The organism is Myroides fluvii (genome assembly GCF_009792295.1).
Classification (GTDB): Bacteria; Bacteroidota; Bacteroidia; order Flavobacteriales; family Flavobacteriaceae; genus Flavobacterium; species Flavobacterium fluvii_A.
This window is the reverse complement of the sequence record NZ_CP039934.1, coordinates 3149816-3163724: the sequence shown is the minus strand read 5'-3', so window position 1 is coordinate 3163724 and position 13909 is coordinate 3149816. Positions and strand designations below refer to the sequence as shown.

Sequence of the window (13909 nt, the reverse complement as noted above, 5' to 3'; positions counted from 1 at the left end):
GCTACACCTACGGGTAGTTTTTATAAAAAAACCAGTAGTTTAGGGTATGTTTTCCTTTGAACGTTTTTCTTTTAATTAACCCTTCCCTTTTCCTCCTCATTACTCGTATTTTGTTGTTTCACCGTGATATTTTTGTTCCCAAAAGAATAAGACAGAGAGAATCTAATATACTGTGTGTCATAGTATTGTTTGAACGTTTGAAATATATGTTGTGTTGTGTTCGATAGCATCGCTTGATCTGTTCCGAAAATATTATTAGCGTTCAATGCACATTGTAACTTCTTATCCAATAGGAATAATTTTATTCCAGCCGTTACATTGGCATTTGCGCTCATTCTAGTCCCGATGTATTCAGAGGCAAAATCTTGTTCATAGCTAATTTCCGCGATAAGTGTCTTTGCTGGATTAAGTGTTAACGTAGTGGTCGCAATAAAATAAGCGCCCCATCCAGAATATTTGGGCTTTAAATAGGTTGTATTTGTCTTCGTTTCTGTATAAAATGTATTGAATTCAAAAGCGGTGGTCCACCAGTGAAACAAATCAATAGTAGCATACAGATTATAGTTAATAATATGTGCTGAATAATAGTTTAACTGCGTGAATTTTTGAAAATTATGTTCTTCATTATGCGTCGTCAGTTGCCCAAATCCGTCCTTCACTTGACTAAGAGACACCGTTGTATACAATCGATTCTTAAAAGAATGAGAAAGTTCTAAAGCGGTCGTAAAGGCCGGTTGTAAAAAAGGATTCCCTTCTGCATAGGATGTTGTATTCAAATACCATCGAGCAGGATTTAGATTTTTATAAGAAGGACGTTGTATTCGCCTACTGTATTTTAATGAAATATCGTGCATATCATTCCACTTATAGGATACATACAAGGTTGGAAATAATTTGATGTTCTTGCTTGTATTGGTCTGATGCATACGAGTAGAATTCCCTTTATTTTGAGTAGATTCGGCACGCAAACCCGCTTTTACTTGCCACTTTTCGCCCCATGATTTAGCACCTGAAAAATAGAGTGCCTGCGTGTTTTCTCGAAAAGTAAATTGATCCTCTTGTCGGTTTACTGGTTTTAGTTCTTCCGCTGTCTCAATATCAATACCACTGTTGATTTTGGTAAAGCTTATTTTTCCACCAAATTCCCATGTTGCCCAAGCATAAGGAAGTTCAAAATCAATTTGAGTAGCCAAATTATTGATGCGTTGCACATTGCTATTCGTTAGCAGCGTTACTATATCCTGAGCATTATCCTCACGGATTTCTTGTGTGGTTTGCTTGTTATTTTTATCTGATGAAGACAGTAAATAATCTACATCTATTGTATATTTTTTACCAAGGGTATCCAATTTAGTACTCAATCCTGCTGTAAAGGAATGATTGCCATTATTATTTACTGTATTGTTTATGGAAGCTAGTGTTTTAGATAAACTTTGATCTTCTTTCTTATAAATGGCTGTTATACCCCTTTCCTTTGTTTTTGGCATGTCATTATTGCCAAGGTATTGAAAACTTATGTTGTGTTTGTCACTTATATCATATCCAAAATTGACAATACTCGCAAAACCAAAATTATTTACTCTATCATAGATTTCACTTTGCCAATGTTCCTTTGGATAATAATAGTGAATATCATTGGTGTAAATTGTTTTGGTTTGCCTTACTGATGCATCAACTAAAAGACTAAACTTACCTTTTTGATAATTAAAGCTATTGCCAAAAGAAGTTGATGGATAAGTCGCTTGCGTATAAGCAGTTCTACTGGTATTGCTCCAACTGTGTTGTGTTGTTTTTTTTAATAAAATATTGATCATTCCACCATCTCCCTCAGCACTATACTTTGAAGGAGGTATTGTCATTACTTCAATTTGAGCTATATTATCACTCGCTATTCCCTTTAAAAATTGGTTTAATTCATCTCCTGATAATACGATAATTTTATCATCAACCAAGATTGAAACATTGGACTTACCTGCCACGGCAATTTTATCATTCTTAACTCGAACACTAGGTGTTGCTTTCAGCGCATCTAAAGCATCTCCCCCACTAGCTGCAACAGAATTCTCCACGTGAAAAACCAAGCGATCGACTTTGCGTTCAATCAGCTTTTTCTTGGCTGTAATGGTAATACTGTCTAACATTACACCTTCATCTACTGTGAGTTGCCCTAAGTTGAGATCTTGGGTTAACGTGATAACTTGACTGTATTTCTCTTTGCCAAATTCAGCGAGTGTCAACGTATAGCTTCCCCTTACAGCTTGTAACGTAAAATTCCCTAAACTATCGGTATAGGTATGAGGCATATTGGATGCTGTGCTAGTAGTGAGATAGACATCCATGAATTCAACCGGCTGAGTCGTTGCATTGACTACCTGTCCTACTATACGAAAGGATTGACTATAACTCACACCATCACCTAAAAGCAATAGTATAAAAAAGTAATTAAGGAGTATTTTATACATAATAGAACTATTTTTCAATCAACATATAAAAATCAAACATAAGTAAATGATTGTCAATTTATTATGATTTATTTTATCTAAATTAAGTGAATTAGATTTCCTAGCTGCTACACCTACGGGTAGTTTTTACATCAAAAACAAAAAACTACACCGAGGAGTAGGAAAAAGAGAGAAGTACATCTCCATAGCATCCAGAGTAGATGTCGATGCGTTCAAATGCATTTATTTCTATCACTATTCAAACATTCAACACCTATTACATACAACAAAAAAACATCATTGATTGACATCTTTTATTTTCTATTATTTTTAAAAGAAAACTCTTCCATAGATTATGAAAAAAAGAAAAAAAAAGAAAGCATTCAATCCCCATTACCTCGAAGCTGTACAAGCTTTAGCTAGAATGACCTACAAAAGCATTTACATTGTGGATCATCAAAACAAGGTCTTTGACTACGTTTCTGACAATCCGTTATTTTGCTGTGGTTATTCTCCTCAAGAAGTACAAAAAATGGGATTTGACTTTTACACCCACTGCATCCCCAACCAGGAGCGGGATCTATTGGTCCAAGTAACAAAAGCGGGATTTTCTTTTTTCTCTTCTATCCCCATTAAAGAGAGAAAACAATATACGTTGTCTTTTGACATTCACCTCAAACACAGGTTAACGCACACCTTTCTAATACACCAAGAAATGACGCCTTTGTGCCTCAAAAAAACGGGGGAATTGTGGAAGTCTATTTGTATAGTCTCCCTCTCCACTGCACACCAAGCGGGAAATAGTACGATTTTTAAAAGGGGAAGTGAGCATATTTGGGTCTATCACTCGAAACAAAAAACGTGGGAGATGAGAACTAAACCTAAGCTTTCTCCTCGAGAATTAGAAGTATTACAGTATTCCATTAGAGGATATGCCATTCTAGAAATAGCTTCTTTACTCTGTCTTACAGCAGATACGATTAAATTTCACCGAAAAAAAATTCTAGAAAAACTACAAGTGAAGACGACAGCCGAGGCCATTCGCTTCGCTATTGTACACAAGCTAATATAGGGTAAGCCCTACCTATAGAGGCAATCCCCCTACAATGACAAAACACAAACAGCGTTCGTGTTTTGTATCATAGCAAGTAGCTCGGTTAAAAAAAGCGTTTAATCACGTGAAAAATTTGCAGAACATCCTCAATGGAACATTCTATCATAGCATAACTAGTATTGCGATTAGATAAGCGAAAAATTCCAGTTTGCACATTGAAATCAGCAATATCTTTATGCAAGATATAATCTTTGGTCACTAAGATAAAGCCATATTTTGTGGGTTTAAAACCACCTTCCCACAAATCTCTATTTATTTCTTTAGCTAAAATTTCCGCTCCATTTGGCGTGTCTTCAATATTTCCTCCATTCATTGTATCTCCCACTACCTCAAAGGCTTGATAATATCCCAATTCAAGATAATCTACGCTAAACTCGACTCGACTGAAGTGCTCTTGCATGGCCTTTGCATCTCGATACAATTCAACATATGCAGTATGAGCCGTAAAGGGAATCTTATATGCCTCGATATCCATTTTACCTCCTGAGTAAAAAGTAAACGTATTGCCTCGTTGATTGTAGAAAATTTCGGGTATTTGGCTCTTTACCAAATACGTTGATTCACTTTCAAACAAGAGGTTAACCCCATTTCGATGCCCTTTCATCGCTTCTTCGTGTATCGTTTTCGGTTGAGAAATAAATATACTTCCCTCCCCATTATGTAACCACTTGCGATTCAATATAGGCGCAAAAGCGACCAAGCGATTAATAAAACTGTTGCTAATATTCACCTTTCCATTGACAATCTGTGAAAAAGACGATTTCTTATACCCTAATTTTTTAGCAAGGTCGGTGTGATTTTTCGCCAAACCTTCAAAAACAATCCATTTAATAGCCTCATTAAGGCGCTGAATTTTATCCATATCTAAAGAATTTACAAAAAATATACGAACGTTATACGTAATTTTTCATGGTAGAAAAAAACTTTGTTCGTATATTTGATTTTATACCTAAAGCACAAAAATACAGAAAATTCAACAAAATATAATCATTTTTATTGATGTTAATTCAAATAAAAACACTATTTATTACATAAATCAAATATCTAATCCCGTAAAAAACACACAATGAAAACGAATTGGCGAGACACATTCCCTCCAGACTTCTCACAAGAACTCTTCCATCTACTAGAAATAGGTATCGCAAAAAACCACATCAAAGTCATTTGGTTTGGAGCAATTGGACAATCTTCTACACAACGAGGCTTATGGGTATATACACAGGACAAAACACATGCGTTATTTTCAACTATAGCTAGTCAAACTTTACTACGCGAAGACTCGATTTTTCTTATCGTACTAGACGACAAAGACTTAAGCTATCACGCAACAATAGGCAATTCTCTTTTTAAGACGAGTCTTACTGCAACCAATCTCATTTACCAAGCAACATCAACTGCGTTGCCAAAAATTTTATATACGTCTTTAGGTGGCTTCATTGCCTTATATCAAGACAAACACGCTTTATTAGCTACTTATTGTCAAGATCTAGTAAAACAGCAATACCGCGGGAGTAGTCACGCCCTATTAAAAGCTTTTACTTATGATCTCGATGTTTTAGAAATTGTTTTGTTGGGGATAAAAAACACAACAATGACCTTAACACAGCGCTTGTTACTCTTGGAGCAAGTTGTTCCCAAAATAAAAACCTTATTCGTCAAAAGCGAGCCAAATGTTTACTATATTCTAAATGACTTGGCGCAAGATATACAAGACGATGTGTGGAACTCCTCCCTGCAAAAAATTCAAAGCAAACTCCATCGCATTGTTCTTCATGTACTAGATCAAATTGATGGGCAAACATCGCTGATTAGGCCAAGAAGAACCATAAGGAAAACAAAAAACAAACCATTCAAATACAAAGAAAAACTTTTGCCTCTACTGATTACCAATCAAGTAGAAGAGCTCTATCAATTTCACGAAATACTGTATTTTCAGCAAAGTAAGCAACAAAAACAGGTCTATTTATTGGTGCTGCTTAAAGAGACTCCCACCAAAGCAACAAAGAGAATCATCAAGGATATTGAATCGAACCAAGAGGGCCTCGGCTTGACAATCTTAGCGCATACTCGCCTCTATATTCAGGACCATGTTTACGAGTTTTCGGAATTTTTCAGTTCCATTATTCAACCAAAAAACAAAATTTACGCCAGTGATTATTATCCGCAAATTCACTGGTATAAAAGCAGCATGAGAGATTATAGTGATTTTATACTCCCCTATAAAAAGCGCTTAAAACAAATAAATCTAACCCTAGAACAAGACTTTACTAACCCCAAAAAAGAGACGTATATCACAACACATCATTTGCACGTCTGTTTAGCTGTTAAGCTCAAAATTTACATCTTGCATCACCTTCATTATGTCCCTCAAACAAATAGCATTCACTCCTTGTTGTATTTAGCTTTGTATGCCCAAGACAAAGAAGCACCTTCACTAAAATCACTATACGATATCTTGTATCCCTTGGTATTTGATTATACCATCCGACACAAGCAAGAAAAAAAATACAATTTAGTTTTAGACATCACCCTGGTTAAACAAATACGTCAATTCTTCACTACACTCGAAGTCTAAGGTCGCACAATTACCTGAACACAAAAAAAACCGATACGCCTTTTTCTTGTATCGGTTTTTTACTCCTTTAGATAGGAAGATAAATTTTTTGCAAAATTTCTTCATATTCTTTATCCGCTTGGCTGGCAAAAGTTATTCCCCCTCCACTTTTGTATACCATTTGTTCCCCTTGCTGTTCGACAAAGCGAATCATCACAGCAGTATCTAGGCTTGTACCATCAAACACTCCGCAAATACCGGTATAATAATTGCGCGCGTAACCTTCGACATCGCTAATAATTTGAACCGTTTTTTCTTTGGGTGATCCGGTAATGGAACCAGCAGGTACTAATTTAGCTAAAAGATCTCCTACACTTTCTTGCCAGTTTTCTTGTAAATCTCCACTAATTTGAGAACTTACCTGCAGTAACTCTCCTTTTGTGGTTTGTAGCCGATCGAGGTAGCGAAAGCGATCTACACCGACATTTTTAGCTACGATATTCAAATCATTGCGAATCAAATCAACAATAGTAAAATGTTCTGCTGTTTCTTTTTCATCTGCTAGAATCAATTCTTCTGCATGAGGTATTGAAGCATCAATAGTTCCTTTCATCGGATAGGAATAAATCCTGTTTTCTTTTATTTGAACAAAAATCTCAGGTGAAAAACACACAAAATGGTCTTTTATCCAAAGTTTATATTTAGCCTTACTCGCGTAAAAAATATCTTTTAAAGTACCCTCTACTTCAATGGGTGTTGACACAGTAAGATTAAGTAAATAAGTATTGCCTTTTTTTATTTGATTCATCACCTGATCAAACTTAGCGAGATAGGTTTCAAATGCGATGGGTTGCGCATTTATTTTTGGAACTTGGAAGTCAGCAGGAAATTCTTGATTTGTCAAATCATTAAATTGATATGCTATTGCATTAACATCCACTTTATCTAAGGGAATAACTTGCCCATTCTCCCCCTGGTAGTCTACAAAAAATAAAAAAGGTTTTCTCTCCTTTCCCCATGTATTCATACTTGAGATAATCGTATCTTTGATGCTCATAATCTAATCTAAATTGAAGGTCAAAAATACAAATTGTTTATGAGCTCAAAGAAGGAAATTATAATTATCGATAACCGCGATTCGTTTACGTATAATTTGTATCAAATTTTTGATGAACATCCCCTTTGTACGATTCATGTTGTACAAAGCGACCAAGTACAACTCGAGGACTTAGAAGCTTATGATCAATTGGTTCTATCCCCTGGCCCAGATGTACCTCGTTCTTACCCGATTTTATTTGATATTATTGCGCGTTATGAGAACAGTAAACCTATACTCGGTGTCTGTTTAGGCCATCAAGCTATTGGAGAGTATTACGGTGCAGAATTATACAATGTTCAACACGTTTTTCATGGACAAATGCGTCAATTACAACTGATGATTCCCGATTTACTCTTTGAAGGTATTCCAAATCAAACGCCTATTGGTTTGTATCATTCTTGGGCTTTAGCTCAACATAATTTCCCCACTTCTCTCGAAATTACGGCAATGAGCAATGAGCAAGTTGTTATGGCTTTTAGGCATAAAACAAAAAACATTAGGGGTATTCAATTTCACCCTGAATCTTATATGACTCAAACGGGTAGGAAAATGCTAGCCAATTGGATTGAACAATAGCGATTTCTTCTTTTATCAATTTTGGGATTCTATTTAACTTTGAATGGAATACAAATTGTCCATAAATCATAAAACTTCTAAAAAATATTGTTTGGCTAAATGTAAAATGGTAAATTCAAACTTTTATAGCAAAACACATTCTTTAGATGAAAGCTGGAATAATACAAGATCCCAAAGTTCAGAAATACCTCCCTTACTTAGGTGCTTTAGCTATTTTCATGCAAGCTTTAGATGGTACTATTCTAAATACAAGTCTTCCTTCTATTGCAAAGAGCTTGGGTGAATCGCCCTTGGAAATGCAAAGTATTATTGTTTCTTATACTTTGACAGTAGCGCTGTTAATTCCGTTAAGCGGATGGCTAGCGGATCGATTTGGAACCAAGCGAATTTTTATACTCGCCGTTGCCTTATTTACGTTGGGTTCTTTATTTTGTGCCTTGTCTAATACGCTAAATGAATTGATCTTCGCTCGTATATTTCAAGCTATTGGAGGTTCCATGATGGTTCCGGTTGCACGCCTAACACTCCTTTATGCGTACCCCAAAGATCAACTCTTAAAAATCATCAATTTTATTACGATTCCCGCGTTAATTGGTCCGATGTTAGGCCCTACCGCTGGTGGATTTTTGGTTGAAAAACTATCGTGGCATTGGGTTTTTCTCATTAATCTACCTGTGGGGATTATCGCTATTATCATGGCCCGATTCATTATTCCAAACTTCACAAACAAAGTGGAGCGTTTTGATGTAATGGGATGGATTTTATTCAGTGGTGGATTAACCGTGTTAACCCTTGTCATTGAGCGTTGGAATTCTCCTAGTCTTTCCGTAGTTCAGTTAGTGGGATTATTTATCATGGCTATACTTCTCATTATTGCTTATATTGTTTACGCCAAAAGAAGCACAAGTCCTTTAATTAAACTCGACTTGTTTAAGATTAAAACGCTTAATATTGGTCTTATTGGCAATCTCGTTACGCGATTTGGCATTGGAGGAATGCCCTTAATGATTCCCCTTTTACTGCAACTCGGCTTTGGTTATTCGGCTTTCTACGCAGGCTTAATGATGATTCCACAAGCTTTATCAAACCTAATTTCCAGAAATTTTGTCATTCCTATTGTAAAGCGATATGGCTATAAAAAGACCTTGGTTTTCAACACAATTGCAACAGGAGTTCTCATTAGTCTTTTTTTCTTTGTCAACCAGCAGACGCCCTTCTTTGTGATTATTCTACTCATGGTATGCAATGGCGCCTTTAATGCCGTACAGTTTACTGCTATGAATACGATTTCCCTAGCCGATTTGGATCATGCAACGTCTAGTGATGGCAATAGCTTATTATCCGTTACCCAACAATTAGCGATTAGTTTGGGAATTTCAATTTCCGCTATGTTTTTACAAATTTTTAGAGCTAGTTCTATTGATATTCCGGAGCAACCGACGGCCGTTTTCAATTACACCTTTTTAGTTATGGGAATCTTGACCATCTTATCGAGCACCGTTTTTATGAAACTCAACAAAAATGACGGCGCTAGCTTATCGGGTACGCAAGATTACGGATCATCAAAAAAATAAACCCCAAGCTTTTCGGCTTGAGGTTCTGCAAATTAATATAAAACAACATAACTAAATAGTTATAACGATTGCATTAAAAGCATGGATGGTGCATGATTTAACCAGATACTTCTAGTTTCGATTAGCTTCTTCCAACTGTCTAAGGTAATGAGCATTAAATCGAATTCTTCGATGAATTCTTTCGACACAACCTTATTGCTTACAATGCGGATATGATTTGGCTTATACTGTTCAATAAGCCTAATGTGTTCTTTAAACTCCGTGTGGTTTTCCAACTCTCCAGTGGCGTCTAAAATCGAAACTTGTACATCATTGTTTCGGATCATTTTTTGAGCATACGGCAATAGCTTTAAATCTCCTTTACTAAAAATAGGCAAGAATACGTGCTCTAACTTTTGAAAGTCCTTGTTAATTAGAATTCCCAAAGGCACTTTCGTGCGATTCATAATTTGCTGAGTACGCGCGTTAAACCACGAATTTTCGAATAATTTTTCTCTTCCAGTTACTTTGTTTAACAAGACATCTGGATTAATAATACGCGTGGTAAATCCGAGAATATTCCCTAACACAGAACCGCGATAAATGGAATACCCCATCTCAATAAGCAATAAGTCGCACGTTTCTTGATGAACCATGCCCACTACATCACTTTCTATATCATTGGACACTTTGTAATAGGTCTGAACCTCTTGATCCATTTCTGTTGCTTGTTCTTGAACTGCCTCAAATATTTCCTCTTCGTAATCTTGGGTGTTAAATGAATTTAATTCCTGACTATCAATCATGTGCATGGCTGTAATACGCGTATCTACACTTGACTTTCCAGTAAACGCATTAGCCAATTTCATCAAGGGGGCTAAACTCAATTTATGCTCAAAAAACAAGAAGACTTGATACTTTCCGATGACAACACCTTTGTGTTGAGGTTCATCGCCTAATGGACCAAATATTTTAGCAATTAGATCCAGTAAAGGTCCTGTCATAAAAGTAGTAGCTAACGCCATAATGACCATCATTGCAAATACTTCACCCGTCATAACACCTAAGTCAAATCCAATATTCAACACAATGAGTTCCATTAGTCCGCGGGTATTCATCAAAGCTCCGATGGTCAAGCTATCCCGCCAATTTATTCCGACGAACTTAGCCGTTATCGCACTTCCTACAAATTTACCAACGGTTGCTACTAAAATAATAAGCCCTGTAATTTTCCACAGATAGGGTTCATTCAACAAACCTATTTCTGTACGTAATCCTGTATAAACAAAGAATAAAGGAAGGAATAAAACAACGGCTACGTCTTCTACTTTCTCAATAAAAATAGTTCTAAACTTCATATTATCTGGCATGATAGCACCCGTCATAAACGCGCCAAACAACGCGTGAATACCGATTACTTCCGTACAATAAGCCGAAATAATTAACGTCAACAAAAAGATGGCGACAGTTCCTTTGCTCAATAATTTGCTATTGCCTTGATATTTTGCAATACGCGCTAAAAAGGGACGCACAAGCTTTAACATCACAATCACGTAGATAAAAGCTAAAGCAATGATATAAAGCGAACTCACGAAACTACCTGCTTGTACAATGGCAATTACGCCAGCTAGTAAACACCAAGCTGTGATGTCATCAGCAGCAGCACACGTAATAACAATGGTTCCTATTCGCGTCTTTTGCAACCCTCTTTCTTGTACAATCCGCGCCAATACAGGAAAGGCGGTAATACTCATGGAAATACCTAAAAACAATCCAAAAGACAGAAAATCAACCCCATCAGGTGCAAAAGATTCGAATATGTAATAAGCTAATGCCATTCCTAAAGCAAAGGGAATAACAATACTCGCATGGCTAATTAAAACAGCATCATGGGCCTTATTTTTCAATATTTTGAGGTCTAATTCCATTCCGATGACAAACATGAAGAGAATTAATCCGATTTGACTCAAAAAGCTCAAATTACCCAAAGATTGGGTTGGAAACATGACCGCAGAGAACTCTGGAAAATAAGTACCAACGAGGGAAGGTCCTAAAGCGATCCCTGCAATAATTTCACCAATTACGGAAGGTTGTCCGATTTTCTTACAAATCCAACCAAATACTCGAGCAACCAAAACAATGGTTACAATTTGAGCCAGAAGCAATGCTAAGGGACTTTCTAAGTTGTGTATTAACGTTTGAAGGAAGTTCTCCCAAGCTGTATTTTCAGAAACTACGGCTTTTGTATTGACTTCCAATTTTGATCCTTGTGTGACTACCCAATAGATAAGAGCAGTACATCCACCAATAATAGAAACATAAAGTAGGGAATTTCTATATTTTGACATTTTAAATAAGGTTTTCGATTTCAGCAGTAAAATTCTGAAATATATCGAATGGAAAACACCGACCTGAGTTCAAACCAAGCTTTCTTGTAATGAAACGCGAAATTCTTGTAATGAAATTAAATCTTATCTAGAAAATCGGTCTTAAACGTAACACCTAACGTAAGCTCAAGAGGCTTTCCATGCTCCGTTAGCAATTGCGTAGTGATTAAATCATGGCCAAAAAAGCGCACAATCTTTAGTGCTATAATTTCTCGTTTATTGATGCGACAAAATTTGGTAGCAGGTAGCACTTCTACCAGTTTATCCAAAGCGATGTTCTTGGCAATCAAATGCTGCTCTCCTTCCAGGATTATTTCCTTATCTCGACCATCATTTTCACATGTTTTAATATAGAGGATATCATCAAATTGCAAAATAGCCTTTCCTTTATTGGAATTGATGGTCAAGGACGTATTTTGTTCGATGGGTTTTAATTGGCGCATTGCTTTTTGAACTGCGCGTTGCAAGCGTTCTTTTTTAATTGGTTTGGCAATATAATCAATAGCATCGACTTCAAATGCCTCCAAAGCATATTCTTTGTAAGCGGTAACGAAGACGACTCCCTTATTGTCTAGCAATTGAGCTACACTTAATCCGTCCATCCCAGGCATATTGATATCGAGAATAGCTAATTCAAAATCTAACGCAGGTGCTTCTTCTAAAAATTGAGTTGGATTGTCAAATACTTTGACCACTTCAATTTCCGGAATTTGCTCACATAGCATCTTCAAGTATTTTAATCCCAATAACTCATCATCTAAGAGTATACATTTTAGCTTTGAAATCATATAAATTAATTTTTAAATGCATCGAGTGAACTTGTTCGTCTTCTGATTTTTCCAATTTGTAATACGGGCCATAAATCAGGTGCAAACGTTCACGCAAGGCAGATAAACCATACCCGCCTCTTTCTTTTCTCAACGACCCTTTAGAGGATTTTTTATTCGAAACGACTAAATCAAATTGCCCGTTTTTCAACTTAAAAAGAATGGTTATAAAAGCATCATTTCCAGTTAAATCCGCGTGTTTAAAAGCATTTTCTATCAACTCTACACAGATGAGAGGCGCCACCAAATCTTCGGCATATAAGGCTTCAACTTCTCCAATATTCGAACGAACATCAAGGCGAAAAAGTGGATTCAGTTTGATTTTATTAATATCAATCAAGCGCAATGCAAATTCGTGCTCTTCTTTTAAAGTAACCAATTTGCGTTGACTATCATACAAAATATAATCCAACACACCTGCCATCTTATCCAAGGCATAATAGGTTTGGTATGCATGAGACTGTATCGAATTCAGAATATTTTTAAATAGATGAGGATCTAACCGTGATTCTAGATTTTCCAGTTGTAGGTATTTTATTTTTGTATCAAACAAGTCTTTTTCTTTTTCGAAAGCAACCCTTTGTTTGTTGTACTGTAGCAAGAAATACAACAAAATCCCCACAATAACGAGTAATAAAAATATGATAAAAAGGTATAAATACTCCATCGTAATTTCCTTTAACTATTTGTTTTTCAACATAATTTATGTGTCAGTCTCTACCTTTTTCTTTGGATTATCTCAAAGTATAAAATTTCGATACTTGCTAACAAATGTACAGTTTTCTCAGTAGATACACTTTTATACCCCCAGAATATTTAATTTCCTCGTTTATAAACAAAAAAAGAGAAGTTTAGCATAACTTCTCTTTTCTACAAACGATTGTTTTATTTTGTAATGTGCTAATTTTAGAAATCAATTTTAGCAATTTTAAATTCGTTCTCTCTTTTGATGAGGTGAAATTTTTCTACCACCTCACTTTTCTCATATTGCACCTTATATTCGAATTCAAATTCTTTAATTTTCTCTTTTTTATTTTCTTCTGTTAAATCCCCATCTTGGAACACAGCTTTAATAATATGACCATATTCTGCTTGTCGTTGCTTTAATTTATTATAGAACTCTGCCTCAGAAGTTGTTTTAAAGAAATCTTCGTCCAAATATTGCTTTAAATCGTCATACTTTTCCTCTCCTAAATTATAGTAATACCAACCTATTAAAGTTTTTCCTGCGTTTTCATCTCCCAGCGCTCTACTGTTTTTCGTTTCTTTACAGCTAACAAATAACAAAACGCTACAAATAATCACAAATAAGTTTCTCATAAAAAATATGGTTTATAGTTAATCAATACTTTTCTACC

At 35.8% G+C, this 13909-nt stretch carries 11 protein-coding genes; 4 read left to right on the top strand and 7 right to left on the bottom strand.

Annotation, left to right across the window (positions count from 1 at the left end; translation table 11 throughout):
- Window positions 1-71 precede the first annotated feature (71 nt).
- Window positions 72-2462: an outer membrane beta-barrel family protein gene (locus tag FBR08_RS14125; protein WP_158963309.1), complete on the bottom strand. Its 2391-nt coding sequence runs from the start codon at window positions 2460-2462 to the stop codon at window positions 72-74.
- Window positions 2463-2796: 334 nt separating this feature from the next.
- Between FBR08_RS14125 and FBR08_RS14120 the strand changes: the two genes are divergently transcribed.
- Window positions 2797-3513, top strand: coding sequence for a helix-turn-helix transcriptional regulator (locus tag FBR08_RS14120; RefSeq protein WP_233266124.1), 717 nt, complete (start codon window positions 2797-2799; stop codon window positions 3511-3513).
- An 85-nt stretch (window positions 3514-3598) separates the two neighbouring features.
- Here the strand turns inward: FBR08_RS14120 and FBR08_RS14115 are convergent, their stop codons facing one another.
- The gene (locus tag FBR08_RS14115) at window positions 3599-4417 is read right to left on the bottom strand and encodes a helix-turn-helix domain-containing protein (RefSeq protein WP_233266123.1); all 819 of its coding nucleotides are present in this window, start codon (window positions 4415-4417) and stop codon (window positions 3599-3601) included.
- Window positions 4418-4621: 204 nt separating this feature from the next.
- On the opposite strand from FBR08_RS14115, the gene FBR08_RS14110 reads away from it, so the two are divergent.
- Window positions 4622-6130, top strand: a complete 1509-nt coding sequence (locus FBR08_RS14110; RefSeq protein ID WP_158963307.1) for a hypothetical protein — start codon at window positions 4622-4624, stop codon at window positions 6128-6130.
- 67 nt (window positions 6131-6197) lie between these two features.
- Here the strand turns inward: FBR08_RS14110 and FBR08_RS14105 are convergent, their stop codons facing one another.
- On the bottom strand, window positions 6198-7166 hold the full coding sequence (locus tag FBR08_RS14105) for an aminodeoxychorismate synthase component I (protein WP_158963306.1): 969 nt from the start codon (window positions 7164-7166) through the stop codon (window positions 6198-6200).
- A 39-nt stretch (window positions 7167-7205) separates the two neighbouring features.
- On the opposite strand from FBR08_RS14105, the gene FBR08_RS14100 reads away from it, so the two are divergent.
- Window positions 7206-7784, top strand: a complete 579-nt coding sequence (locus FBR08_RS14100; protein WP_158963305.1) for an anthranilate synthase component II — start codon at window positions 7206-7208, stop codon at window positions 7782-7784.
- Between the two features lie 146 nt (window positions 7785-7930).
- Window positions 7931-9358, top strand: a complete 1428-nt coding sequence (gene mdtD, locus FBR08_RS14095; RefSeq protein ID WP_158963304.1) for a multidrug transporter subunit MdtD — start codon at window positions 7931-7933, stop codon at window positions 9356-9358.
- Window positions 9359-9417: 59 nt separating this feature from the next.
- Here the strand turns inward: mdtD and FBR08_RS14090 are convergent, their stop codons facing one another.
- The 4 genes from FBR08_RS14090 to FBR08_RS14075 all read right to left on the bottom strand — a co-directional run bounded on the left by FBR08_RS14090 (window position 9418) and on the right by FBR08_RS14075 (window position 13871).
- Window positions 9418-11685, bottom strand: coding sequence for a cation:proton antiporter (locus tag FBR08_RS14090; RefSeq protein ID WP_158963303.1), 2268 nt, complete (start codon window positions 11683-11685; stop codon window positions 9418-9420).
- A 116-nt stretch (window positions 11686-11801) separates the two neighbouring features.
- A complete protein-coding gene (locus FBR08_RS14085; RefSeq protein ID WP_158963302.1) occupies window positions 11802-12512 on the bottom strand; it encodes a LytR/AlgR family response regulator transcription factor in 711 nt (236 codons plus the stop codon).
- A complete protein-coding gene (locus FBR08_RS14080; protein ID WP_158963301.1) occupies window positions 12478-13218 on the bottom strand; it encodes a sensor histidine kinase in 741 nt (246 codons plus the stop codon). Before FBR08_RS14080 ends, FBR08_RS14085 begins: the two co-directional genes overlap by 35 nt.
- Before the next feature lie 239 nt (window positions 13219-13457).
- Window positions 13458-13871 carry a hypothetical protein gene (locus FBR08_RS14075; RefSeq protein WP_158963300.1) on the bottom strand — a complete coding sequence of 138 codons (414 nt, stop codon included), beginning with the start codon at window positions 13869-13871 and terminating at the stop codon, window positions 13458-13460.
- Window positions 13872-13909 lie beyond the last annotated feature (38 nt).